This window comes from Paenibacillus provencensis, assembly GCF_042678545.1.
In the GTDB taxonomy this organism is placed as follows: domain Bacteria; phylum Bacillota; class Bacilli; order Paenibacillales; family Paenibacillaceae; genus Paenibacillus; species Paenibacillus provencensis.
This window is the reverse complement of the sequence record NZ_JBHTKX010000002.1, coordinates 281,677-307,568: the sequence shown is the minus strand read 5'-3', so window position 1 is coordinate 307,568 and position 25,892 is coordinate 281,677. Positions and strand designations below refer to the sequence as shown.

27 protein-coding genes are annotated in these 25,892 nt (G+C 47.6%); 7 read left to right on the top strand and 20 right to left on the bottom strand.

The features are described 5' to 3' along the window. Window positions 1–37: 37 nt before the first annotated feature. The 6 genes from ACFQ3J_RS17595 to ACFQ3J_RS17570 all read left to right on the top strand — a co-directional run bounded on the left by ACFQ3J_RS17595 (window position 38) and on the right by ACFQ3J_RS17570 (window position 5,140). Complete coding sequence (locus ACFQ3J_RS17595; protein WP_251582938.1) at window positions 38–346, top strand: hypothetical protein; 309 nt, start codon at window positions 38–40, stop codon at window positions 344–346. A 261-nt stretch (window positions 347–607) separates the two neighbouring features. Next, a complete protein-coding gene (locus tag ACFQ3J_RS17590; RefSeq protein WP_251582940.1) occupies window positions 608–1,129 on the top strand; it encodes a hypothetical protein in 522 nt (173 codons plus the stop codon). 154 nt (window positions 1,130–1,283) lie between these two features. Beyond that, window positions 1,284–2,213, top strand: coding sequence for an aldo/keto reductase (locus tag ACFQ3J_RS17585; RefSeq protein WP_251582942.1), 930 nt, complete (start codon window positions 1,284–1,286; stop codon window positions 2,211–2,213). A gap of 388 nt (window positions 2,214–2,601) precedes the next feature. Beyond that, window positions 2,602–3,798, top strand: coding sequence for an MBOAT family O-acyltransferase (locus tag ACFQ3J_RS17580; protein ID WP_251582944.1), 1,197 nt, complete (start codon window positions 2,602–2,604; stop codon window positions 3,796–3,798). An 18-nt stretch (window positions 3,799–3,816) separates the two neighbouring features. Further along, window positions 3,817–4,977, top strand: a complete 1,161-nt coding sequence (locus tag ACFQ3J_RS17575; RefSeq protein WP_251582945.1) for a hypothetical protein — start codon at window positions 3,817–3,819, stop codon at window positions 4,975–4,977. Beyond that, window positions 4,958–5,140, top strand: coding sequence for a hypothetical protein (locus tag ACFQ3J_RS17570; RefSeq protein WP_091160238.1), 183 nt, complete (start codon window positions 4,958–4,960; stop codon window positions 5,138–5,140). The genes ACFQ3J_RS17575 and ACFQ3J_RS17570 overlap by 20 nt, the downstream gene beginning before the upstream one ends. An 86-nt stretch (window positions 5,141–5,226) precedes the next feature. Here ACFQ3J_RS17570 and ACFQ3J_RS17565 read toward each other — a convergent pair whose 3' ends face one another. From ACFQ3J_RS17565 to ACFQ3J_RS17470, 20 genes are all read right to left on the bottom strand, one after another. Continuing rightward, window positions 5,227–5,844, bottom strand: a complete 618-nt coding sequence (locus ACFQ3J_RS17565) for a nitroreductase family protein (protein WP_251582946.1) — start codon at window positions 5,842–5,844, stop codon at window positions 5,227–5,229. Window positions 5,845–6,098: 254 nt separating this feature from the next. Next, the gene (locus ACFQ3J_RS17560) at window positions 6,099–7,169 is read right to left on the bottom strand and encodes an ABC transporter substrate-binding protein (RefSeq protein WP_091160234.1); all 1,071 of its coding nucleotides are present in this window, start codon (window positions 7,167–7,169) and stop codon (window positions 6,099–6,101) included. Further along, window positions 7,166–7,969, bottom strand: a complete 804-nt coding sequence (locus tag ACFQ3J_RS17555) for an ABC transporter permease (RefSeq protein WP_091160232.1) — start codon at window positions 7,967–7,969, stop codon at window positions 7,166–7,168. Before ACFQ3J_RS17555 ends, ACFQ3J_RS17560 begins: the two co-directional genes overlap by 4 nt. Continuing rightward, on the bottom strand, window positions 7,956–8,777 hold the full coding sequence (locus ACFQ3J_RS17550) for an ABC transporter permease (protein WP_244533508.1): 822 nt from the start codon (window positions 8,775–8,777) through the stop codon (window positions 7,956–7,958). The genes ACFQ3J_RS17555 and ACFQ3J_RS17550 overlap by 14 nt, the downstream gene beginning before the upstream one ends. Beyond that, window positions 8,767–9,903: an ABC transporter ATP-binding protein gene (locus ACFQ3J_RS17545; protein WP_091160231.1), complete on the bottom strand. Its 1,137-nt coding sequence runs from the start codon at window positions 9,901–9,903 to the stop codon at window positions 8,767–8,769. The genes ACFQ3J_RS17550 and ACFQ3J_RS17545 overlap by 11 nt, the downstream gene beginning before the upstream one ends. Window positions 9,904–10,207: 304 nt before the next feature. After that, entirely contained in the window at window positions 10,208–11,113 is a 906-nt protein-coding gene (gene rocF, locus ACFQ3J_RS17540; RefSeq protein WP_251582947.1) for an arginase, read from the bottom strand. Window positions 11,114–11,280: 167 nt separating this feature from the next. Beyond that, window positions 11,281–12,447, bottom strand: a complete 1,167-nt coding sequence (locus ACFQ3J_RS17535) for a nitric oxide synthase oxygenase (RefSeq protein ID WP_251582948.1) — start codon at window positions 12,445–12,447, stop codon at window positions 11,281–11,283. A 174-nt stretch (window positions 12,448–12,621) separates the two neighbouring features. Next, window positions 12,622–13,101: a Dps family protein gene (locus ACFQ3J_RS17530; protein ID WP_091160226.1), complete on the bottom strand. Its 480-nt coding sequence runs from the start codon at window positions 13,099–13,101 to the stop codon at window positions 12,622–12,624. A gap of 493 nt (window positions 13,102–13,594) precedes the next feature. Further along, a complete protein-coding gene (locus ACFQ3J_RS17525) occupies window positions 13,595–14,347 on the bottom strand; it encodes an HAD family hydrolase (protein ID WP_251582949.1) in 753 nt (250 codons plus the stop codon). Window positions 14,348–14,775: 428 nt separating this feature from the next. Continuing rightward, on the bottom strand, window positions 14,776–16,482 hold the full coding sequence (locus ACFQ3J_RS17520; protein WP_091160283.1) for an adenine deaminase: 1,707 nt from the start codon (window positions 16,480–16,482) through the stop codon (window positions 14,776–14,778). A 196-nt stretch (window positions 16,483–16,678) separates the two neighbouring features. Next, window positions 16,679–16,948 carry a hypothetical protein gene (locus ACFQ3J_RS17515; protein WP_251582950.1) on the bottom strand — a complete coding sequence of 90 codons (270 nt, stop codon included), beginning with the start codon at window positions 16,946–16,948 and terminating at the stop codon, window positions 16,679–16,681. 243 nt (window positions 16,949–17,191) lie between these two features. Further along, entirely contained in the window at window positions 17,192–18,253 is a 1,062-nt protein-coding gene (locus ACFQ3J_RS17510; RefSeq protein ID WP_251582951.1) for an ABC transporter ATP-binding protein, read from the bottom strand. 21 nt (window positions 18,254–18,274) lie between these two features. Beyond that, window positions 18,275–19,063 carry an ABC transporter permease gene (locus tag ACFQ3J_RS17505; protein WP_091160220.1) on the bottom strand — a complete coding sequence of 263 codons (789 nt, stop codon included), beginning with the start codon at window positions 19,061–19,063 and terminating at the stop codon, window positions 18,275–18,277. Window positions 19,064–19,068: 5 nt separating this feature from the next. Beyond that, complete coding sequence (locus ACFQ3J_RS17500) at window positions 19,069–19,890, bottom strand: ABC transporter permease (RefSeq protein ID WP_091160218.1); 822 nt, start codon at window positions 19,888–19,890, stop codon at window positions 19,069–19,071. Continuing rightward, window positions 19,891–20,832: a nucleoside hydrolase gene (locus ACFQ3J_RS17495; RefSeq protein ID WP_251582953.1), complete on the bottom strand. Its 942-nt coding sequence runs from the start codon at window positions 20,830–20,832 to the stop codon at window positions 19,891–19,893. Window positions 20,833–20,918: 86 nt separating this feature from the next. Beyond that, complete coding sequence (locus tag ACFQ3J_RS17490; protein WP_251582955.1) at window positions 20,919–21,959, bottom strand: ABC transporter substrate-binding protein; 1,041 nt, start codon at window positions 21,957–21,959, stop codon at window positions 20,919–20,921. A gap of 219 nt (window positions 21,960–22,178) precedes the next feature. Beyond that, window positions 22,179–22,523 (bottom strand): hypothetical protein, encoded by a 345-nt coding sequence (locus tag ACFQ3J_RS17485; RefSeq protein WP_047911316.1) that lies wholly within the window; start codon window positions 22,521–22,523, stop codon window positions 22,179–22,181. 518 nt (window positions 22,524–23,041) lie between these two features. Then, entirely contained in the window at window positions 23,042–23,764 is a 723-nt protein-coding gene (locus tag ACFQ3J_RS17480; protein WP_251582957.1) for a hypothetical protein, read from the bottom strand. A gap of 238 nt (window positions 23,765–24,002) precedes the next feature. Beyond that, complete coding sequence (locus tag ACFQ3J_RS17475; RefSeq protein ID WP_091160212.1) at window positions 24,003–24,956, bottom strand: nucleoside hydrolase; 954 nt, start codon at window positions 24,954–24,956, stop codon at window positions 24,003–24,005. A gap of 91 nt (window positions 24,957–25,047) precedes the next feature. Then, window positions 25,048–25,200 carry a hypothetical protein gene (locus ACFQ3J_RS17470; RefSeq protein ID WP_170862529.1) on the bottom strand — a complete coding sequence of 51 codons (153 nt, stop codon included), beginning with the start codon at window positions 25,198–25,200 and terminating at the stop codon, window positions 25,048–25,050. Between the two features lie 70 nt (window positions 25,201–25,270). Between ACFQ3J_RS17470 and ACFQ3J_RS17465 the strand changes: the two genes are divergently transcribed. After that, window positions 25,271–25,888 carry a TetR/AcrR family transcriptional regulator gene (locus tag ACFQ3J_RS17465; RefSeq protein ID WP_091160211.1) on the top strand — a complete coding sequence of 206 codons (618 nt, stop codon included), beginning with the start codon at window positions 25,271–25,273 and terminating at the stop codon, window positions 25,886–25,888. Window positions 25,889–25,892 lie beyond the last annotated feature (4 nt).

Genomic DNA, 25,892 nt, shown 5'->3' with positions numbered 1-25,892 from the left:
CATAACCTTTATTGTTGCTTTTCTCGCTGAGTCTATCGTGGGACCAAGAGCGCGTAAACTGGCATTTTCTTTGCCTTATGATAAATCGAAGCCAATTAACTCCATTCTGGCCATCGCCGTATGCATGGTGCCGATGATGGTTCTTATCATGTCTATATATGGCATGATAATGAAATCTGTAATGGTGGGAATGGGAAGCAAGGGTTCTATTCTCACAGCTTACCTCAAAACAGTGGGCTTAAACATTATTGCTGCACTCCCTGCACAACTGCTGATCGTAGGACCTGTCTCACGGTTCTTGCTAACAAAGTTCATTAAACCATCACCTCAGCTTCAGCCGGAGTGATACGAATAATAGAGCAGGCTGCCCTTGGCGGCTTGCTTTATTTATTCGAATAAAAGAGAATCACCATCATCCCGATCGTCTCATCCCTATTTTGAAACCACATGCTCTCACCTTTCTTCTTCCCCGATCTCCCGAGGTATTCATCTAAATTATACTAGACTTAAGTCCAGGCTCCTTCACTTTCTTAAGACCGATTACACCATATATTATGTATGATAAGATTCTGGTTAGATAAAATTTAGAGGAAAGGAGAGTCTAGCCTTGAGCATTAAAAACAAAGCAAGTCTATTCGCCCCGCTGCTCATTATCGTCGGTGTGTTCCTGCTGCTCAACTCAGGTAAACATCTCGGAGCAGGCTCCATCTTCGCCTACTTCTGGCCATCCTTTTTCATCATCCCGCTAGGCATCTTTTTTCACTGGCTTTATTTCTCGCTGATCGGAAGAGGCATCGGGCTGCTCGTACCCGGGGGGATCTTGCTCATCGCAGGACTGACCTGCCAGATTGCTATTGTAACCGACAGCTGGATCACGATGTGGCCGGGCTTTATTCTTGCGGTCGCAGCCGGGCTGTTTGAGCTGTATTGGTTCGGCAGCCGAAACAAATATTTGCTGATACCGATCAACATTCTAACCGCCTTGTCCTTCATCTTCTTCATTGCGTTCTCACTTGGCTCCATGCTGAATCGATTCTCCGTCGTCCAGCCTTTCATTGCGCTGATTCTCATCGTGGGTGGAGTATTGGTTCTGTTTCGCCGCAAAAAGAAACCGCATTTCTATTCATGATATTTGTCAGACGTCTATTCGGCTTCGGCTACATATTACATCGGCAAGCCTCTCCTCGTCCAAGGCAGAGGTTTTTTTGCTTTACGTAACTGCACCCTTTAGAATAGTAAGGGGAGAACTTATCCATACTGTAAGAAAAAAGGAGGCTAATGAATTGACTACATCAACGCAGCTCGGTAAATCAGAACTGTATGTAAATCCTATCGGACTCGGAGCTAATGCGGTCGGGGGACATAATCTGTATCCCAATCTGGATGAAGAGGCAGGAAAAGAGGTCATTCGCACTGCTATCCAAAACGGTGTTAACCTGATTGATACAGCTTTTATCTACGGTCCAAGACGTTCGGAGGAGCTGATCGGACAAGTCATTAAAGAGCTGGGAGCCCGCAATCAAGTCGTCATTGCAACGAAGGGCGCCCATGATGAGAATAACAATTATGCACCGAATAACTCCCCTTCCTTTCTGAAGCAGCAGGTGGAGGACAGCTTGAATCGACTCCAGACCGATTATATTGATCTGTATTATATTCACTTTCCGGATGAGAACACGCCGAAGGATGAAGCGGTTGGGGCTCTGAAGGAGCTTAAGGACCAAGGGAAAATAAGATCTATCGGAGTATCAAACTTCTCTATGGAACAGCTGAAGCAAGCGAACAAGGATGGTTACGTCGATGTCCTTCAATCCGAATACAATCTGCTCAATCGCGAGGTAGAACGTGAGATCCTGCCTTATACAGCGGCTAATCAGATTACGTTCATCCCTTACTTCCCGCTTGTATCGGGTCTTCTTGGCGGCAAATATACGAAGGATACCCGCTTCGATGACTTTAGGAAGGACAATCCTGAATTTCAGGGAGAGCGCTATCTGCATAATCTTGAAAAAGTAGAGCAAATTCGCAAGATTGCAGATCATAAAGGCGTTGAGGTCGCTCATCTGGTGCTCGCATGGTATTTGACACGGGACTCTGTCGACGCACTGATCCCTGGTGCGAAGCGGCCTGAACAAGTACTGAACAACCTGAAGACACTCGAAGTGAAGCTGAACGAAGCGGAAATTGCAGAGATCGGCCATATCTTTTCCTAATTGTCTCGATCTATCAAGCTCGCAGTATTGATACTGCGGGCTTTTTTATGCGGATAACACTCCTGAATCCGGCTTTTTTTCTGCTATCCGAATCAATTTCATAAGACCCCAAGTTGCTTTAATCAAGAGTATATATAGATAGATCAAAACGGTGTAGTTTGTCTATATGTAGTTTCAAATTCTTTGTTAAATAAGTTGTGTAATTAATTCCATCCTGTTATTCCATATAATGTGGTTGGCAGCCTGTCCATCTTTGCGGTAAAATTTATATTTGGCACTTCCTGCCTGAAATTTGAATAAATATCAAGTGAACCGAATCAATGAATTTATGATCGAGTTATGATAGATTGAGCATTGCTCAATCAGAAATGGTGGAAACTTAAAAAACATGATGTACACAGACTGGTTATATTGGCTATTTGTACTCGCAGCAATTGTCCTGTACTATATCAGCCCTCATCGGATCAGACCGCTTGTTCTCATTGCAGCGGGAATTTCATTTTATTCCTATTATGCAGGCGCATTTGTCCTATTGCTGCTCGCAGAGGCGATCATTGCCTTCCTGCTGATTCATAGATCTATCAAACGCGGTAAACGCTGGGTCTATCCTGCGACCATAATTCTAATCGTCCTAGTGCTCGGATATTATAAATACGGCAGCCGGCTGGGCAGCATGGTGAACAGCTTATTCGGATTTATAAATGAGCCTTCCCTTCCCACCGTAGATGATCTCATACTGCCTCTCGGAATCTCTTATTTTACCTTTGAGCTGATTCATTATGTCGTTGAGAAGAAACGAGGGAATTTGCCACAGCATAAGCCTGTGAGCTTCCTGGCGTTTCTCTTCTTCTTTCCGACGATGGTGGCTGGCCCCATCAAACAGTTTCAACAGTTCTACCCTCAGCTGACGGCAGCTTTTCAATGGAGCAATGTTCGAAACGGCATCCTCCGTATCGGGTTTGGTTTATTCAAAAAGCTGGTGCTGGCTGCTTCCCTTGACATCCTTGCTCAGCCTGTTTATTCACCTGAGGGAATAAGCGGTGCGGACACATGGACACTATGGGTATCGCTGATCGCCTACACCTTCGTTATTTATTTTGACTTCTCGGGCTACTCGGATATTGCAATCGGGACAGCACGTTTATTCGGCATCGTAATACCAGAGAATTTCCGCAATCCCTATCTGGCACGCAGCATTGCCGAGTTCTGGAATCGTTGGCATATCTCACTGGGCTCCTGGCTGACTAGGTACGTCTACTTTCCGCTCGGGGGAAGCCGCGTATCCAAAGCACGGATTTATTTAAACCTGATGTGCACAATGACCGTGTCAGGAATGTGGCATGGTGCAGCCTGGAACTTCGTCGTTTGGGGAATGTTTCACGGCGTGATGCTCTGTATTCATCGTTTCTTTATCAAGGAGGTCAAGCCCCTTGTGAGGCCCGTGCCGGTCTGGCTTAAACCTGGAACGACGCTGCTTGCCGTCGGCATTACTTTTTTTGGCGTCACCCTGAGCCGGGTGTTCTTCGTGCTGCCCGTATCGGATGGAATGGATTTAATGCTAAGACTATTTGGTCTTGGCTCCTGAGAGTGAGGATGTAAGATCATGTTAAACAAGCTTCCTATTAAAAAACTGACAATGGCGATGCTGACCCTCGCTGTCCTTGGTCTATGCGCTATAACCTTATGGGCTGGTCATGCTGTTGAAGAGTCAGAGCAGGAGATCGTTTCCTACGCAGAAGAGGAGCTGAGGGTGCCTGCCTATGATTCCATTGTATATACACCGCTGTGGATTGAGCATTTACAGGCCCAGCCGGATGACCATAAGCCATGGATTGGGCTGTTCGGAGCTTCCACTGTGTATGGGACAACGGTAAAAGACAGCAGCAACACGACTTCCGGCGTACTGCAGGTTCACCTAAGCGACAAGCGCGTGCTGAATCTCGGATTAACGGGAGCTCGATTGGCCGAGACGTATGCCATCCTTGCCTCTATCATTGATGAAGTCGATTATGTCGTCTATGAGATTAATTACGGCATACTTCCACTTACGGATAACGATCCAGAGGTATCCGTATACCCTTCGTTACTCAGCAAGCTGGATCAAAATATTCCAAAATCGTGGCTTCGCCATTCTCCTGCCAAGAATGAGGAGTCCGTACCGAATGCCGTCCATGATTTCGTGACGACCGAAATACTGAGCCATTGGCCGCTGTATCATGACCGCGATGTACTGACTTATCAGCTGTTATCCACTCGTACATCGCTTGAGAAGCTTCGCCGGGAAGTAACCGCGAAGCGTAATGAGAGACAAGGCATTATAACTGCCTACACGCCCCCCTATACACCTTATGACCAGCTTACGGCTGAACAGCAGGCGGGTATCGTTGGGCATTTTACCAAGCTATATACGTGGAGCAGGCCATTTGATGCTGAGAGCAGCTTCGGACTGACCATGATGAACAAGACCCTTGATTTGGTGGACAAGCATGATAAGCAGGCCGTCTTCTATACGGCTCCACTGGACAAGGACCTCATTACACGGCACAACATGCTGAACTGGACAGACTATTTCTCCGTTATGGGGGCCTACCAGAAGTTAATTGAATCCCGCGGCTATCCCTTCATTGAATTTAATGCAGGGGGGAGCAACCTGATACCGCATGAATTCTATCACGACTCTTCCCACATGGTAGATGAAGGAAGCCGAATCTTTGGGGAAATCTTATACGAAAGGCTGTTGCAATATGGAATTACAGCGCAGTAAAATGCGGACAGAGCCCGATCTCTTTGATATGATACCTCGTGTAGCTCGAATCGCGGCTTATGGATTGATATCCGTTGCAGGTGCGCTTGTGATCATCGCCGTCGTGCTGGGGATCATCTTCTTCTCGGGAGAATCAACGGAATTTATTTATATGAATTTTTAACAACAAAGGTCTGACACTGCACTACGCAGAGGTCAGACCTTTCTCATGTGGATAACCCATCATTAAGGGAAATACCACAGTTTAACTTAATAGATACTCACAAATTCATCCACAGGCTTTCTGTATCCACGTGGTCTTAAGTTCTCCTCGTCCGCTTTACCCAGCGTAATCATCATAACGGGTATAAGGTCCTCTGGGATACGTAACAGCGATACTAGCTGCTGATCATCATAACCGATCATCGGACAGGTATCCCATCCCATGTCCTTCGCAATTAGCATAAGCTGCATCGCTGACAGGCTCGCATTACGAATTGCCTCATCCCGCTGGAAGGAAGGACCTCTAGTCTCGTACATCTCGATTACACTGCTTGTCTCCAAGTCGTATTCGGTTTGAGTCATCATTCCAAGTGCAAGCATACCTTCGTACAGCCGTTTCACCTGCTGGTATGCTTTGGTATCCCCGAGCACGATAATAACTGCTGATGCGGTCAAAGTCTTATATTGACCAGATGCCTCATAAGCCTTCTGTTTGTCCTCCGGACTCTGTAGCACCAGATAATTCGCATGCTGCAGGTTAAACGCGGAAGGAGCATATTTATTCAGCGAAAACATCTTCTCAAGCTCCTCTTTGCTAATCACTGCTCCTTCCTTAAACTTCATCGCGGAACGCCTTTCTTTAATTACCGTCTGTAAATTTCCCATTGTGTTAACCCTACCTTCTTAAATATGATTCGTATGTATCCACAAGCTTGTACTTTATTATATATTATTTAGTAAGTGAAAATAAGTATGTAAAATACATTACTACTGCTGAATTAATAACAATGATATAAGGCTATCCATCAAAATAGAGGCTTCTAAAATTGACATATACAGCCACTGCATAAATATTCAGCCGGTAATAAGAAAAAAGACTCGTTTATCCACATGTGGACAACGAGTCTTCAAGACGATGCTTATTTTGGATGCATTTTGAACTCTAGGAATAAATCATTGTAATGGGACAGCATCCGTCTGCCCAGGTTATCGTAGACCTCCAGCTTTTCGGTAAGCTCCTCATTCGGATAGAAGCGCTCATCCCCAGAAATATCCTCAGGCAGCAGGGCAAGCGCTGCCGCATTCGGCGTGGAATAACCGACGTACTCCGCATTTCTTGCCCCATTCTCAGGATCAAGAATGAAGTTGATAAACTGGTGTGCTCCCTCTATGTTGCTCGCTGTCTTCGGGATAACCATGTTATCAAACCAGAGGTTTGAGCCTTCTTCAGGAACAACATAGTCGAGCTTCTCATTCTCGCTCATGATTTCGGATGCGTCACCGGACCAGACAAGACCCACCGCAGCCTCCTCGCCGGCGATGAGCATCTTGATCTCATCCCCTACGATAGCCTTGACGTTGGGAGTAAGGGTGGATAGCTTCGCGAGCGCTTCCTGCAGATGGTCTTCATTGGTATCATTCAGTGAATAATGCAAGCTGTTAAGTCCCATCCCGATGACCTCTCTCGCCCCATCCAGAAGCAGGATCTGATTCTTGAGACTTGGATCCCATAGATCGTCCCAGCTCTTGAAGGTGAGATCTGTCAGCTCCGGATTAAACACGATGCCCACCGTTCCCCAGAAATAAGGAATGGAGTATTCGTTGCCGGGATCAAAGGACAAATCCATAAAACGCTCATCTATATACTGTAAATTTGGTATTTGAGAGTGATCCAGCGGAAGAAGGAGATCATCCTCCTTCATTTTGCTGATGGCATATTCAGAAGGTATCGCGATATCATACGTCGTACCTCCCTGCTGAATCTTCGTCATCATCGCCTCATTGGAATCAAACGTTTGATAAATGACTCTAAGCCCGCTCTCCTCTTCAAACTCTGTAATCAAATCAGGATCGATGTAATCGCCCCAGTTATAGATTGTAAGCGTATTGCCGCCAGAATAACCTTCACTGGAGTTGAGAACCGATGTAAGATACATCAGCAGAAATGCGACGATCAGTACGACACTGAACGTCTGTACCAGCTGCTTCATGGTCTCAGCCCCTTTCCTTGAAGCTTGGCCTGCCGGCTGTTAATGAAGTAATAACCAATGACCAGCACAATGGTAAGCAGGAATAGCAGCGTCGACAATGCATTAATCGACAGCGACACACCTTGCCTTGCGCGTGAGTAGATCTCAACCGAGAGTGTTGAGAAGCCATTGCCTGTAACAAAGAACGTCACGGCAAAGTCATCAAGCGAATAAGTCAAAGCCATAAAAAATCCGGCAAAAATCCCCGGTTTAACAAACGGCAGAATGACTCTTGTCAGCACATGCCAGCCGGAGGCTCCTAGATCTCTCGCTGCATCAATCAGCGTCGGGCTCATCTCCTGCAGCTTAGGAAGCACCATCAAGACGACAATGGGTACGCTGAAGGCAATATGAGACAGCAGTACCGAGCTGAATCCAAGCTGTATGCCCAGCATCGTAAAGAAGATCAGGAAGGAGGCACCGATAATAACATCCGGGCTCACGATAAGCACATTATTAAGTGAGAGCAAGGTGTTCTTGTTGCGCTTGCGCCGAACCTGATAAATGGCAAGTGCGCCGGCAATACCCAATACGGTGGATACTACTGCGGACAACAGCGCTATAACAAAAGTATTCAGTACAATAATCAGCAGCCTTGTGTCTGCGAATACTTCTTCATACCATTCGAGAGTAAAGCCTTCAAAGTTCTGCATCGTTCCACCGCTGTTGAAGGAGTAGAAGATCAGATAGAAGATCGGCAGGTACAAAATGGCGAAGATGATAAACAGATATAGATTGGACAGCTTACTATTTCTTCCCATGAGGCACCCCCCGCTTTCCTTGACCGCTGATGAACATAATCGCGATCATAATAATGATCAGGAAGACTGCAATGGTGGCTCCCATTCCCCAGTCCTGTGTCACGAGAAAATGCTGCTCGATCGCAGTACCCAGCGTGATGACACGGTTACCTGCAATCAGTCTTGTAATCATGAACAGGGATAACGCCGGAATAAAGACGGCTTGTATCCCAGCCTTCACCCCGCTGAAGGTCAGAGGAAAGATCACCCGCCGGAACGTGGTAAAGGGCGATGCCCCCAGATCCCTTGCTGCATAGATGAGGGACGGATTTAGCTCCTCTATCGCGTTAAAGATCGGCAGGATCATAAACGGAATAAAGATATATACCGAGACAAATATAAAGCTGAAATCCGTAAACAGAATTTGCTGGGTTCCAATTCCGATCGTCTCAAGCAGCGCATTGGCGAATCCATACGTTCCGAACAGCCCGATGAACGCATACGCCTTCAGCAGCAGGTTGATCCAGCTCGGCAGAATAACCAGCAGAAGCCACAGCTGCTTATGCTTGGTCCGAGTCAGCAAATACGCGGTCGGGTAAGCAATCAATAGCGAGAAGAACGTAATGAGCAGCGCATACCAGAACGAGCTCAGCGTCATTTTCAAATAAACCGGTGTAAAAAACTTGGCATAATTCTCAAATGTAAACTGCCCTTCAACATTAAAGAAAGAGTAGTACAGGATCAGCAGAATCGGCGCAACGACGAACAACACGATCCACAGCATATAGGGGATCAGGTAGAAGTTGCGGGTTCCCATGCTACGATTCATGGCTTACTCCTTGTCCTTGAATTCCTTCTGACAGTTCGCCATAGGATTCAAGCCGCTTGTCGAATTCCTCTTCTGTCTCGCCAAAACGCATAACATGGATCGCCTCTGGATCAAAATAGAGCCCGATCGTCTCTCCAACCACCGCACGTTTTGTGGAATGAACAAGCCACTCGTTCCCTGCATCATCATAGCTGGAGATTTCATAGTGAACCCCGCGGAACAGCTGAGAATCTACACGCACCTGGAGCTTGCCGAGGTCTGCCGTTGTAATCTCGAGATCCTCTGGACGAATGACAATCTCAATGGGCTCGTCCTTCTTCAGCCCTTTATCTACGCACTCGAAAGTTTTGCCTGCAAATTCTACCAAATAGTCCTGCTTCATCTTTCCTGCCACAATATTGGATTCTCCGATGAAGTCAGCGACAAACCGGTTAATCGGCTCATCATAAATATCGATCGGCGTTCCGCTCTGCTGAATGACTCCCTCGTTCAAGACGAAGATTTCATCCGACATCGCAAGCGCTTCTTCCTGGTCATGCGTTACAAAAATAAAAGTGATTCCGAGCCGCTGCTGCAGCTCACGCAGTTCGTACTGCATCTCAGTGCGAAGCTTCAGATCGAGAGCCGATAAAGGCTCGTCCAAGAGTATGATCTCCGGCTGATTGACAATCGCACGGGCAATCGCCACACGCTGCCGCTGACCACCGGACATTTCCGTAATTTCCCGGTTCTCATATCCTGCCAGGTTGACGAAGCGAAGTGCTTCGCTGACCTTCTCCTTGATCTGTGCATTTTTCATCTTCTTGATCCGAAGACCAAACGCCACGTTCTCATACACATTCAAATGAGGGAACAGTGCATAATCCTGAAACACCGTATTAACCTGACGTTCATGCGCCGGTACCCGGTTAATAATGCTGCCGTTAAAATAAATATTTCCTTCAGACGGCTCGGTAAAGCCGGCAATGAGACGAAGAATCGTCGTCTTTCCGCAGCCGGAAGGTCCAAGCAGGGTGTAGAATTTACCTCTCTCAATTTCAAAGCTGACCGATTTAAGGATCGGATCGTCGCTATCATATTGTTTCGTGACGTTCTCAAACCGGATGATTGACTCCTGATTTGTCATGTAATGAAAACCTCCTTTTTTGAGGGGATATGCCTTGCGCCTTCGATTTCGTTTTACATATGTCATTATATTCGTTCGGGCACATATCGAAACTATTATATAGAATACACTCCAATGCGCAAACCTCTTTTTTTAAACTGATTGACATTTTTTCAGAAAATCGATTTCATAAATCATTTAAATGGTGAAAATCCGATTGATGAAATGGATTCAAATATCAGAAAAAAAGCACCTTCATGAATGACGATCTCCATGAGATGCTGTATCAAAAACTTTATTCACATTACTCCACCTACATCCGAGCTTACAATATCCGTTTGCCAAATAACGACCCGATAAGATCGACAGCAAGCTTTGAAGTCCGATTCATCCGGTCCAGCCGCGGGTTAACCTCCACAAAGTCGCAAGAAGTGATCATTCCGGCTTCATACAACAGCTCCATGGCAAAATGGGCCTCTCTATAAGATAATCCGCCTTGAACCGGCGTACCTGTACCCGGTGCCTCTGTCGGGTCAAGACTGTCAATGTCGAAGCTGAGATGAACACCGTCTGTTCCGCTGCTAGTGATATCGACCGCCTCATCGATCACCTTCTGTATGCCGAGCTTATCAATCTCATGCATCGTGTAACAATGGATCCCCAGCTCCTTGATCAGCTCCTTCTCACCGGGGTCCAGCTCTCTGGCTGCGATCAGCACGGTCTTTGCGGCATCAATATCTGCAGCACCTTCATAGATATCTGACAGCTTCAGAGCTGCCCTGCCGAGTCCGACAGCTAACGGGATACCATGCATATTCCTTGAAGGGGTCGTCTCCTCTGTATTCAGATCGGAGTGGGCATCCATCCAGATGACACCAAGCCTCGCTCCAGCCGCTGTCAATCCGGCAAGTGAGCCCATCGTAATGCTGTGATCCCCGCCGAGGATGAATGGAAAATGCCCTTCGGCTCTTTTCAATTTAACCTCACTGGCTAATGCCGTGCATATGGACAACACCTTAGCCGCATTTTTCATGTGCACGCTCATTGCCTTATCGCTCCATTGATCCTTCAGTATAATACGGGAAGGCTCATCAAGCACATACCCAAGCTCCTTCCACTGTTCCAACAGACCCAATCGAAGCAGACGCTCAGGTCCAAGCTCACTGCCCATTCGGCCCGCACCATATCCAAAGGGCACTTTAATCAGAGAAATCAACTGGCTTTTGTCCATTCCTTGCCCCTCCCTCGTGTATCATCATTCGAGAGCTTTTCACTATATCTATTCCAGAACTGCTGTATGAATGACATGCTTCCGTCCGTGACTCACAGATGAACACACAAAAAAACCGCCAGGAACATGCCTGACGGTTCTAATTATTTATGAGATTTAGCCCGGGCCTAGTGGAAAGGGCATTTTACCGAAGGGACGGTCTCTTGCAGCAGCGTTGTATCGTCTGCCAATTCCCTATCTGCAGGGTAGGGAGCCTGTTGATAGAAGAAATTCGGCGTAAGCGTTGTATTGTTATAGGACTTATGAAAAATATGCGTCGTCGCTGGCGATACGGGTGGAATAAGCCATGTCCAATCTCCTGTGACTTGCCGTCCTGCATTTGCTTCCCGTTCTTCGAATTTGGCAAATTGATTCGCCGCCGTATGATGGTCGACCATACTAACCCCGTCTAGCCTATAGGAATGAAGCACAGCCAGATTCAGCTCGACTAGAGCCTTGTCCTTCCACAGCGTTCGTTCAGATGAGGTGTCCAGTCCCATCAGCCGCGCTACTTGAGGCAGCATATGATAACGAAATTCGTCAGCCAGATTCCGTGCTCCAATCTCGGTTCCCATATACCAGCCGTTAAACGGAGCCGCCGGGTAATGAATGCCCCCAATCTCAAGCCGCATATCCGAGATCATCGGAACCGCATACCATTTCATGCCGAGTTCTTCAAATGTAGAATATTCCGGATGCCGGATCGGCACTTCCAGTACCAGCTCCTTCGGAATTGCAAAGAGCTGCGGCTTCTCACCATGGATCTCAATAATAAGAGGGAGCACATCATATGCGGTCCCTTCTCCTTGCCAGCCTAACCGCAGCGCCTCTTGGGTCAGCTGTACCGAAGCGGGATCACCGAGGACCCCCCGCTCCGTTTCGTAACCTGCATATCGGATAAGCTGGTGATTCCATATCCGAACCGGAGCCCGTCCGGCTGCATCCATAGGCTTGAAGGCAGTCAGCATAGGAATAACCTTGCCACCGTTCGTTGCCTGCCGAATGTGAGAAAATAACAGCTCAGCAACCTCTTCCGCTGTGGTGGCGTCACGTGCATCCACAAGGCGCAGCGTTTCCCAGAACAGTCGACCAATACAGCGGTTGCTGTTGCGCCAAGCCAGCTTGATGCCATACTCAAGCTCCTGCTTCGTATGTACATAAGTGCCTGTTATTTCGATATCTTCACGAATGCGAACAAACCGGGCCTTTGCCGTATCACGGCTCAGACCCAGCTCTTCATAGCTTGTATATATAAACGATTCAGCTTCTTTAATAAGTGCAGACTTATTTGTCATACTTCCTGCCGACCTCTCGTTCTCTCCGTCATCTTCCCATTTAACACTTTACTGGCAAGCGTGACTTTTGAATTAGTTCCATTATACCCATCCAGAATTCATGAAACTACATGAGCAAGAGGAAGTTCATCAGTTGGACACTTCCATGTGTCTATTTGTTGAGCAGGGTCCTGCTTATTTACCCAAGAAAGCATTCAGCATCCATACTTGTTTTTGCAGAGATGCCTGCATGCCAATCAGCATATCCGCTGTTACTTGATCTTCAAGTGCCTCTGCCGCTTCCTGTGCTTCCACCATCGCTTCAACCATTGTCGTATAGTCTTCCACGATCGCTTGAACCATTTGCTCTGCGCTCAGGCCTTGAGCTGCTTCTTCAACAGGGGACAGGCTCAGATACTCAGACATGGTAGCTGCTGGACGTCCGCCAATGGCTAGCAGTCTCTCAGCCACAACATCAAGATTCTCCGCTGCTTCATTGTAGAACTCTTCGAATTTCTCATGCAGTTTGAAGAAGTGAGGTCCTTTGACATACCAGTGGAAATTGTGAAGCTTCGTATAAAGCACAGACCATCCGGCAATTTGGCGGTTCAGGGAGCTGTGCAGGAATTGCTCATCTTTTACTTGGTTAGCTTGGTTTGTTTGAGTTGTTGTCATATTTATTTCTCCTTTTAAATTGGAATTTTATTAACGAATCATTTACTGAATCAACTTCATAACTGAATAATCCTCATGAGCTTGATTCGCTTAAATAAAAATTACAAGTTGGATTCCTTGGTGTCGATGATCATGATGACTTTATTATCTTTGATTTAGACTTAATCTAAATCCTGATATGATTATAACATGTTATCCAGAAAAAGAAATAGCTTTTTGAAAATTAATGATGTGAATCAATTTCATAATACCTTTAGTTGCTTAAATCAAGAGTATATATAGATCAAAATGATTTAATTTGTCTATATATAGTTTCGATTCCGCCTTTTTAATGAGTTATGAAATTGATTCATGTAATTTAGAATTATTTTTTCTTGGGATCTTTTCTAGGCATTCCCCTTGCCGCAATACAAAAAAACATCGGTCATTCCCGCACCTTTCTTTAGCGAGATCCCGATGTTTATAAATTCTTATCATTTGTATTCAATCAAATCTAGACCATCAGCTTCATTAGTATGGCTTCAAGCTGCTCCACATTTTCAGCAATAGAATGAGGTTTATGCTCTGACTCTGGCTCTGCTCTCCGGTGGTTAAACCATAGTACGGTCCAGCCCGCAGCCAGCGCTCCTACCACATCGTTTCTCCATGAATCGCCTACATAATAGCAGTTCTCTGGAGCCGTTCCCGTTACCTTGTTCACATACTGAAACAGCTGGGCATCCGGCTTGGCGTAGCCTACTCCGCCTGAGACAAAGAACAGCTTCTGATCCACATAGCTTTCCATTTGAAGTGCTTTAATCTTCGCCATCTGATGCTCTTCCGGTCCATTCGTAATCAGGCCGACGATCACTCCGCGGTCTCTTAAATGCTGAATCATCTCAACCATACCTGGGAAAGGCTTAATTCTAAACTGCATATCAAGATATGCCGCTTGCGCTGCTTCTGCCTGCTCCTCGTTAATAAAAATGCCGAACTCCGCTAGAGCGAGCATAAACCGGCGTCTGCGCATGTCTGCCACTTCCTCCGGTGCAGGTACGGCAGATAAGTTCTTTTCCGCAGATAGTAAGTCACTGTAGTACCTGAATCGGTGGTAGATTTCCTCGTACGGTAGTGTTCCCGGCAGATGAAGCCTCTGCATTAAAGCCTCTCGTAGTGGAGCGAGATGGTCATACAAAGTATCGTCAACGTCGAAGAATACCGCTGTGCTTGCAGCGTTTGTTCCTGCTCTCGTGCTGCTATGTTCCATCTATGCTTGTCCCTCCATATCGTTAATATCTTGTATGAGATTATCATAGCAAAAGTGTTTTTGTTTATTGAAGTCTAAAATATGGATAAGTTAAGATAAGAATAGGAAAAGGGAGCCGTGCTCCTACACACGACTCCCTGCACAACTTACCGCTGTAAGAGCGGTCGGCATTAGGTTATATGTCAAAGAATAGACCGTTCACCTCACGAAAGGGCGGTCTATTTCTTTTTGTCTCGGTTTACAATGGGAATGACAATACTGATGATTGATCTGATTAACGCTACGATAAACTAGCGGAATTGCATTCAATAATGCCAGAGCTTCCTTAACCTCCACAAGCATCACCTCCTAGAAAGGAGACTAGCCGACCGCCTTATAGCCGATACCGTTGTGCAAACCATATTATACCATCTGATGTTGCAAGATGCTTAAACAATCAAAGATACGATTTCACCTTCGTTTACATCAATAAGTCCATGATCGGTAATTTTCAAAGCCGGGCTGACCGCAAGCGAATGCGTGCTGAGCGACATGATTGGGTTATAGTGTACATATCCGAGCGACTGCATCGCTTCACGCAGCTCCTTTACTTGATGCGCGACAATATGGAGCGGCTCCTCCGTCAGGATTCCCCCGACCGGCAGCTCCACATGGGACAGAATTTCTCCATTCTCCACCACGCAGAACCCGCCTTGACTCTCGATGACCGTGTTCGCTGCGAGCAGCATATCCTCCCAGTGACGACCGATAATCAGCAAGTTATGGTTGTCATGAGAATACGTTGTTGCGATTGCTCCGCGCTTGATCGTATCGCCTCCAATGAGTCCGAATGCATGATTTCCGTTCTTCTCGTAGCGCTCAAACGTGGCAATCAGACCATAGCCTGAATCTTCCCATTGCAGCACTCCGTCTTGAACAGTCACATCGACATGCGCTTCCTGAGTGAAGGTCGAACCATTCTTGACGATCATGGCCCGTGCTTGGTGAGGACCGTCCGGAACATCCACCTTCACCGTCAGGTCTTCATGGCAGAGTGGTGCAAGCTTCACACTGTTGTAAAAATGAGCAGGAAACGCACCTGTCTCACTCTTCTGCACATCATGCTCATATAGATCAAATACTTTCTTCCCGCCTTTGTACACCTGCTTGACATCAAACTGGTACAGGTCAGATACGAGTACAAAATCCGCAACTTTACCTGGTGAGATGCTGCCCCGGTCATCCATCTTCATCCGCTTCGAAGGCGTATAGGTTGCCGCAAAAATGGCATCCTCTGGCTTCATGCCCATCCGGATCGCCTTACGCACGATATGATCGAGATGTCCTTTTTCCACGAACGAATCCGGCATGACATCATCTGTGACAAAGCAGAAATGGGAGGATACCGGATGATGAATCACGTAGTCCATCACTTCCTGGGTCATGGACTTCTCCTGCAGCTCGATGAACATGCCTGCGGCGATACGGGCTTTCATACCTTCGATACTTTGATGCGTGTGGTCGGAGTCTACACCTGCATAGATCATCCGGTGCAGATCAAGGCCCATCAGCTTCGGCGTGTGACCTTCGATGACAAGCTTGGGATAGTTCTTCTTCATATGCTTCAGAATGCGGTTCGTCTTGCTATCCGGCTTGTTAATGACATCCACATAGTTCATGATTTCGCCCAGGCAGATAATCTCGCCTGTTGCCATCAGCTTGTCCATGTCCTCAATCTCAATGCTTCCGCCTGTCGTTTCCATCGGTGTAGCCGGAACCGAGCTTGGAATGGCATAGAACATATCGACCGTGCATTCCTTGCTCGCTTCCATCATTTGCTGCACACCCTCAATGCCGAATACATTCGCCATCTCATGGGGCTCAGGGACAATGGTTGTTACCCCACAGCGCAGCAGCCCGTAGGAGAACGTCGCCGGTGTCACCATCGTGCTCTCAATGTGAAGATGAATATCGATCAGCCCAGGAATCATGTAATGACCGCGTCCATCTACAATTTCGTTCGCAGTGAACATTTTTTCCCCGCGAGGTCCGATGTATAAAAACCGTCCGTCGCATACCGCAACACTGCCTTCTTCAAACATTTTATAGTAACTATTGTAAATTTTTACATTCAAGATCAATTGATCTATTCTCACGTCAGGAATCAGCTCCTTTAAAAACACCCTTCCAAACCGGAAGGTCACCCTCCCAAACCCTCCCTGACAGGGAGGGCCCCAGAGGGCTCTGCCCTCTGGACACCCGGAACTGGCGGTTCATTAGTTTTGTTCAAACTTGCTATGGTTACGGTTGCGCGTGGAGCCGCGATGCGGCTTGCCTGACGAATATTATCCGTCAGGCTGCTTTGCCGCATGGCTCTTGTGCGTAGAGGCGCTTAGCCTGCGCACTTCGTCTGCTCCGGCGGTGGCCAGCGAAGCTTCGCTCTCTGTCCTCCAAGCGCGGGCAAAGATCTCTCTTGCCTCCGCGCTTCGCCCGCTCCGGCCAGGGCCAGCGAAGCTTCGCTCGACTGTCCCTAAGTTCGGCAAAGATCTCTCCTGCCTCCGCGCTTCGCCCGCTCCGGCCAGGGCCAGCGAAGCTTCGCTCGACTGTCCCTAAGTTCGGCAAAGATCTCTCTTGCCTTCGCGCTTCGCCCGCTCCGGCGAGGGCCAGCGAAGCTTCGCTCGCTGCGGAAAAGACCTCTTGCCTTCGCGATGCGCTTGCTTTGGCGTGTCAGCGGTATTCCTTCGTCTTGCGACTGACATAAAGACAAAAGACAAAAGACAAAAGACAAAAGATAAAAAACAAAAAACAATAGCATAAAAGAAAAAGATAAAAAATAAAAATATGCTAAAGCTTAAACTCTAAGAATTACTGTACAAGTACGAGTTTCTCTGGCGGGAAGATCAGGTTCACCCGCTGACCGCTCAGGTACGCGCTCTCCATCTCCTGGTTCGCGGTAAAGTCTCCTAACTCGGTCTCCACTACATACTGGTAGCTGCGTCCAAGGTACGTGCTCACCTTCACTACACCCGGCAGTGCATTTGCAGGCACATCACCGTCATCCGCTGCCGTTACGATCATGTCATCCGGGCGGATGGCCCCTTTACGTGCTCCCGGCGTAAGTGTGCCCGGGTTCTTCGTCGCGGTGAACGAACGAGTGCCGACACGCAGCGCAATCATTCCATCCTGCTCGCTGCGCTCATCAAACTCTACAAAGTTGTGGAAGCCGATAAACCGTGCGACGAACTCGGTCGCCGGATACTTAAAGATTGTCTCCGGGCGCTCTAGCTGCTCCACATTTCCTTTATTCATAATTGCGACACGGTCAGAGATCGAGAAGCACTCCTCCTGGTCATGCGATACATACACCGTCGTAATACCAAGCTCTTGCTGAATACGGCGAATCTCCACCCGCATGTTCACCCGCAGGTTCGCGTCCAGGTTACTCAGCGGCTCGTCGAACAAGAGCAGATCCGGCTCAATTACGAGCGCACGGGCAATCGCCACCCGCTGGCGCTGACCACCCGACAGCTCCTGCGGCAGCCTTTTTTCAAAGCCAGCCAAGCTGACCACCTCAAGAATACGCAGCACGCGCTTCTTAATCTCATCATCCTTGACCTTCCGCATTTTTAGTCCAAACGCGACATTCTCATACACCGACAAATGCGGGAACAGCGCATAGCTCTGGAACACAAAGCCGAAATTACGCTTGTTCACGGGCACCCGTGTGTAATCCTTACCGTCAAATGTAAACTTGCCGTCTTTGGCTTCAAGGAAGCCGGCTATAAGACGCAGTGTTGTTGTTTTGCCGCAGCCGCTCGGGCCGAGCAGGGAGATGAGCTGTCCTTTTTCAAGCGCCAGATCAAAATCCTTGAGTATATAATTGTTGTCATAGGCCACCGAGACTTTGTCCAAAGTTAGCAATGCCATAATCTTAAGTGCCTCCTGTCATTAGCGTTTCGTGAAATAGGACAGACCCATCATCCGTTCAATCAAGAACATAAATGCGCCGGTAACGACCATCAGCAGCACGGATATCGCCGCGATCGTCGGGTCAAAATAATTCTCTACATATGTGAGCATCTGGATCGGCAGGGTGCTTACCCCCGGACCGGTCATAAAGACGGAAATGTCAACGTTATTAAATGATTCCAAGAAGGCGATCAAGATTGCGGCGATAATGCCGGATTTAATGTTCGGCAGGACTACCTTGAAGAAGGTCGCAACCCGTCCTGCACCCAGGCTCAGTGCCGCCTCTTCAATAGCAAAGTCGAAGTTCGACAGGCTTGAGCCGATCACCCGGATAATAAATGGCAGCATGATTACGGCATGACCGATAAGCAGTCCCGCATACAGCGGCAGCTGATATACAACGATCAAATAACGCATGAGTGTAAAGCCAAGCACAATTCCCGGTATAAGCACCGGGGACAAAAAGATCGCATTCAGCGCATCCCGGCCTTTAAACCGAAAACGGCTGATTGCATAAGCAGCTGGCACGCCGATGAGCAGCGCGAGCACATTGCCCGCCAGCGAAATGATGACTGAGATCATAAAGGTTCGTACAAAGCTTCCTTGCTCAAAAATATTTTCATACCACCTCAGGGAAAAGCCCTCCGGCGGAAATTTCAGCACCGTCCCCGGCTCAAATGAACTGGCAGCGATAATCAGAAGCGGGCCCAGCAGAAAGATGAAGACCACAAGACTGATCAGGCTGAGCCCGATATTTTTCTCCCGCATGTTGTTTACCCCTTCGGATTTAATTTGTTCGCCGCCTTGTTCATCAGACCGACGACAATAAACGTAATGACGATCATAATCGTTGCGATAACGGACGCCAGGAACCAATCGTTCAGCGTCATTGCGTTCTGGTACAGGAACGTGGAAACGACCCGTTCTTTCCCTCCCAGCAGCGCAGGTGTCGTATAGGCGGTCAAGCTGCCGACGAACACAAGCGTTGAACCCAGCACCAGACCCGGAACCGCCAGCGGGAACACGATGCGTCTGAACGCCGTAAACCGGGAAGCGCCAAGGCTCTCCGCTGCTTTAATCAGATCCGTATCAATATTCTCCAGCACACCCACCAGTGAAATAATCATAATCGGCAGGAACAGATGCAAGAGACCAATCGTAATGGAAATCGGCGTATAGAGCAGATCGAGCGGCTCATTAATGAGACCCATACCTATCAGTGCATTATTGACGAGTCCCTTGCGGCCCAGAATGATCATCCAGCTGAAGGAACGAACAACCGGGCTTGTCAGCATGGGAAAGATCGCCAGTGCAATCAGGATGGATTTCTTACGAGCGCTGCGCTTGGCGATATAGTAGGCTGTCGGAAATCCAAGCAAAATACATAACACCGTCGTCAGCACACTGACCTGCAGCGTAGTCCACAATATTTTCAGAAAATAAGTGTCTTGTAAAAAGTGTTGGTACCCCTCAAGTGTCAGGCTCCCGTCCTGCACAAAGGTAGAGCCGATCGTCAGCACGATCGGAACCACCATGAACAGCGTCAGAAACAGGAACCCCGGCAAGAGAAGGTAATAAGCGTATTTATTCTTCATTTAAGAGGCTCCAATGGGTTTGTTAAGTGCTTCAATAAAATGATCCAGAAAAGCAGCCTGATTCACTTCCTCGCAGACCAGTACATTCGCTTCACGCCCCAGCCGATTCTGGAAGTCGCAAACCATCTGGCCGTCACACAAGCGGCTTGCCGTCTCTACATCGACGTAATACGCATTTCTTGTTACAAAGTCAGGGCTCAGCGCCACCCCTACAGCGAGCGGATCGTGCAGAGCACAAGCGCGCACACCGTTCATTTGTTCATAGCGCTTGATATAGATAGCTGTGCTCTCAGCAACATATTCCTTAATGGCAGGCGTCGTGAGTCGCTCGATATGAGCTTCGGTCAGCAGCGTCTGGCGTGTTACATCCAGTCCCACTTGAGTGAGCTTCGGGAACCCGGCATGCAGTACGATGCGTGCAGCTTCAGGATCGGCGTACGTGTTGTACTCGGCGACGGGTGTAATGTTACCCATGCCCTTTACAACCCCGCCCATGAAGATCACTTCCTTCACATATTTAACGAGATCTGGCTTCTTCAGCAGAGCAAGCGCCAGATTGGTGAGCGGCCCTGTCATGATCAGCGTCACTTCGCCCGGTCTCTCCATCACCGTCTCGATGATGCGGTCTGGGGCAAATCCGCTGTCTGCCTGCTTCTTCGCGGTATAACCCTTGAGTGCTCCGCCCAGACCATCCTGTCCGTGCACGCGGTGCTCATAATGCGATTTGCGGATAATCGGGCTCTCGGAGCCGCGATATACAGGGATTTGATCTGCCTGCATGAACTCGAGTATTTTACACGTGTTCTCTGTAGCCTGATCCAATGATACGTTGCCGCATACGGTCGTAATGCACGCAATATCATCGAAGCGAGTCTGTACCGCCAGCATGATTCCGAGCGCATCATCGATTCCTGTGTCTACATCCAGAAGAATAGGATTCATCGTACGAGTCTCCTTTTTGCTTGTTCGCGTCATCTATTTGCACTTATTATTTATTTGCTATTTGTTCGATTCGATAATCAGTTGACTTAGTTTGCAATTTCACGGTTCCAGCGGTCTGTCCATACAGCTGCATTGTTGTTTACAAACTCCATGTCCAGAAGCTTCAGCTGGTCTACGACGTCTGCACCGTAAGTAATGCCTTCGGCTTCTTCTTCTGTCAGCTCAACGTTCACGTTAACCGGGGAATCGACCTTTGCTTTGGCAGAAGCGGTCTGCACTTCCTCGCTCAGCTGCCAGTTAATGAACTCTTCAGCAAGCTCTTTATTTTTCGTTCCTTTGACAACATTCACTGTATTCATTACGGCATAAGCACCCTCACTAGGTGTTACGAACTTCGCTTCAGGCACAGCAGCCTGGATATCCTTGAAGTACATTTCCATAATCGGACCGCCGGCAATTTCCTCTTGGGCGAACATGTTCACATATTCCGATGTTTGGCTGTAGAACTTCACCACGCCTTCCTTCACCTTAGCCAGCTCAGTAAAAGCGGCATCCTCATTGAATGCAGTGTTGCCTGCTACTGTGGATGCTGCATCAAGCACCATAGGGCCTGCTGTCGCTGTAATGTTCGGCAGAGTCAGATTTCCGGCGAATTCTTCGCTCCACAGATCACTCCAGGACGTAACTTCATTTGTAATCAGGTTCGGATTATAGGCGATTCCCAGCTGTCCAACCGTGTAGGCCGGCCCGTAATCTTCACCAAGCGGTGCTTTCGCAGAATCATAGATTTGTTCGATATTCGGGATGTTCGCACGATCGATTGTTTCAAACAAGCCTTCTGCAACGCCTTGCTGTGCATAATAGTCGGACAGGAATACGATATCGACTTGTGAAGTTCCTTGACGAATTTTGTTCAATCGCTCTGCGTTGTTGCCGACCTCGACTACGATGTCAACATTATGCTCTTCTTCAAACGGGGCGTACACTTGTTCATTGAAGAATTCCTCCGAGAAGCCCCAAGTCGAGATAACCAGCTTGTCCTTCGCCGTGCCTTCACCGCCGCCGCAGCCAGCCAGCAGCATGGAAGCTAGTGCAACACTTGTTATTCCTGTCAGTACCTTTTTCATTGTAAATATCCCCCTTAGAATCTTTTGTTTTTTTTAATACCCAATATGAAACAAAAAAAGAAAAGCATCCTTGTATTGTACAAGAACACTTTTCTTCGTAAACAAAGAAATAGCGACACCCGCTTATAAATTCACTGGTTCTCCTCCAGAGTTGATCCGAAGTTGATTGCCGTCATATGTGGGGCTTGATAGAGTTATAAACCCGATCTCACCCTATGGTCAGGACTCTTCGCGCAAGATCAGCGTGGTAATCGCAATCTGTGTCGGAGCGTCATAATCTCTCAGCAATGCTTCTATCTCAAGGTTCATCTGCTCCTCAAGCTTGTCCCGAAATATCTTCTTGTATAGAAGAGACATTCGAAAATCAACCTCCTGCTTGAGTTCAGGGGCTTCCCCTTCAAGAGCAGCCGAACGCGGTGAACGGCGGTGCTTCGCATAGAAGGTAACTATCCGATCGTCAACACTAGCCTTCAGGAGGGTCGTGCCGAATCCGAATAGCTCCTTGGATACTTCATTATAAATCTGGCACATCTTCTTCTTGTTCTCGTTCGTGTCCAGCTGCATTCAGATACCACCTTTACTATTCGAAAGATACTACCGTACATTCGGACATCTCACAGGTTTGATTATACATAATCATTCGGATACAGGCAAGAGATAAGGAATATATTACATAAATGTTTAATAAAACACGAACATTATCAAGGGTCTTTCGCTTATTTTATTCGGAACCGCCTGATTATGTTATATATGCCGACATATATAGGTTCTCGCCAAGACCAAGATAAGCTCCCATTAGCGCCGCCAAATCTAGTTTGCCACTAAGCGAAGGTTTTCATTAATTTAACGGAATTAATTTCATAATTAATGAATCATTTCATGATAACTTGAGATGCATGTACGACATTTTCAATGGACATTCAATCCCTGTTGTTAGCTTTCTTTATATAAAAACACTGTCTTTTTTTACACAGACGAGCCGGGTCTCGTACGACTGGTTACATTGATCTATAAAAAGACATAAAAAAGCCTCCAAGAAGCTCTTGGAGACTGTATTTATCTATGCACTTATTCTTACTCCCCTACACTACTTCGGTAAGCACGTACATACCGCTTGGGTTGTGCAGATAAGGTTCTTCTTCATTAAAACATTCTGGTTCGAGCTGACTTGCATACGTTTTTCCATAGATCTTGAAGCCTTGGCTTGCGCTGCCCTGATCCTCAACATGCGTCAGTAGGCCATACAAGAATTGTGACATGACCTGCATTGAAGCATCCGGATCGGTTTCCATGCTGATCGCTGCTTCGGGAAGGCCAAACATTTGCATCCCGCAGGAATAGTAGTATTGCTCATTCTGCCGATAACTGACAAAGGTATGCAGCAGCTGATCGACCCGGGCTTCACTTGTCAGCCTGTCCCATTCCTCGGATGTGTAGGCTTTACCTGAATTTTCAATCTTCACAGCCAGCCCGCCGCTCTTCAGCAGAAGCTGCACTGCCGGCACTATTTTTTGTACAGAATCCAAGCTGCCCATATAGCTCATTAGCCACAACACATGAGTATGCTTGTTCAATTTGTGCAGTGCCTTGTCGTTCATCATGCCTCTTTCCGAATAATAGAAGGCTTCTGACAGCTTGGCATCATGCTCCTGGAATCGAATCTCAAACGCGCGATTGTGCTTCGTGTCCATCAGCAAATCTTCAGCCAGCACATATTCACCCCGGCTCTTCTTCTGAACCGAACGCTTCAGCTTGTCCCGATCCTTCCACTGTCCTGGAATACATATAACTAGCTTATCATTCATTTTGTAAAATATCCTTTCTCGTCAACACCTTAAGGTGACTTCCCGTCCTCAGCTCCATGCTTAATTCTGCCGTGGATGATTTGGACGCATCCTCTCATTTTACCAAAACAGCGCCTTATGTGAAAACGTATAAGAGGAGCTTGGGCCAAGTCGCGCACAAAAAAAGTGCGGATGATTCCAACCCAGGAACAGCCCGGAAACATCAGCACTCATATTCTGATCTTATAGATATAAGATCTTAGTAACGCTTAGGCGCTGCTTTCTTCGCAAGCTCTACCAGATAGGCAAAGAAGGCGGCCGGATCCGTATCGTATACCAGATTCACCGGCTTACCGTTCGGATCGATCACTGTACGCCCTTGGCTCGGACCGTCAGGAATCACTGTGCAATGAACCACTTTCCGTGTAACCAGATCTTCACGACCGACGGCAGCTGTTGTTAATACATCCCACAAATAGTAAGTAGAGTTCGTCTCGCTGTAAACGAGCGGCGGCACTCCTGCATAGCAGTTACCCAGGAAGTCCACACCTTCGTAATTACGATCCTTAGCCCACAGATTACGTACAGCAGGGGTAAGAGGAACCTTATTCGTACTCTCCAGCGCCACAAGATCAATCTCAATGTCGGTCTGCCAGATTTGGTATGCGGCTTCCGGATCCCAATACACGTTCCATTCCGCCGTTCCGTCATGCTCAGGCTCTTGGACATTCCCGTTCTCAAACGTACCGCCCATCCAAACCAGACGCTCAATCTTCTCTTGGATTTCCGGTGCTTCCTCAAGAGCACGTGACAGATCGGTAAGCGGACCTGTGAATAGGAGTACGGTCTTCTCTTCCGTATTTTTCAGCGTCTCAATGATATGCTTGTGTGCTGGCAGCTCCGACAACGGGGCTTCCATGGTGCCTGACTCGTTCAGAATAGGAAGTGCATCAACGAAGTAAGAGTGAATTCTCCAGTCGCTTGGAAAAGGATTCTTACCGCGTGAATTCGATTTCGCCACTTCCACCGGATATGTGCTGAATCGATCTATAATTTTGCGGCTTGCATCTGTTGCCGGTTCCAAATAGCCGTCCGCCGGGATGACAGATACGCCGGTTACCTCTACATTATCCATTTGCAGCAGCATAAATAGTGAAACAAGATCATCGACACCGCCGTCGTGGTTAAGATATACTTTTGCCTTCTTTGTCATGTTGCTAATCCCCCTGCTTATCTAGTCTGATGCATAATATCTGGTTAAACTTCATCCATCTTAAGTCTTATCCTATTGCGAATGCAACCATTCAGGTGATATTCATCTCCTTACGTATGTAAAAGGGCACCTTAGCTTCCATGCTTCTGCTAACATGCACCGTGCTGCGGTCTTCCGACAGCTGGGCATTCAGTGCCGGCGATGGCAGCTCATGCAGCGGAACTATAATCCGGACCGGATTCATGCATTATAGTCCACTCCTATTTTTTGATAAAATCCGCATCTTGTCATAAAATGTTCACAGGAGGATTCATATGAAAAATACAAGAAGCCCGCGAACTCCGGGCAGACCCAAGCAAACCAATGATCAAATTCCGATTCAGGAGACGATACTTAAGACGGCTTCCATGCTCTTTATGGAGAACGGCTATGAACCGGTATCGCTTGCTCAAATCGCCAAAATATGCAATGTGACCAAAGCATCCATCTACTATCATTTCACAAGTAAGCCTGAACTCTTCAAAATATCTGTGACGACCATGCTGACGAATGGGTACAAGCATACGGCAAGATTCCTCGAAGAGGCCGATACGTTTGAACAAGGATTGCTTCGTGTGGCCGAGGCCAAGATCGCAAGACCTCACGCGGAGATGGAGACAATTATGCGTGAAGCCGAAGCATTCTTAAGCCCGGAGCAGATTAAGGAAATTCGAGATGCAGAGTACCGCATCTATGAGGTGATGGCAGTTCATATTGAGAAGGCGATGGAACAAGGTGTGCTTAAGAAAGGCAATGCCATTCTTCTCGCTCAGGCTTTCACTGCGATGCTGATGCTTGGGAATCGGGAAGACACAAGAATTCAGTATCCCGCCCCGCTTGACCTGGCCCAAGTGCTGGTCCAATTGTTCCTGCAAGGCGCTGCACAGCAATAAGGAA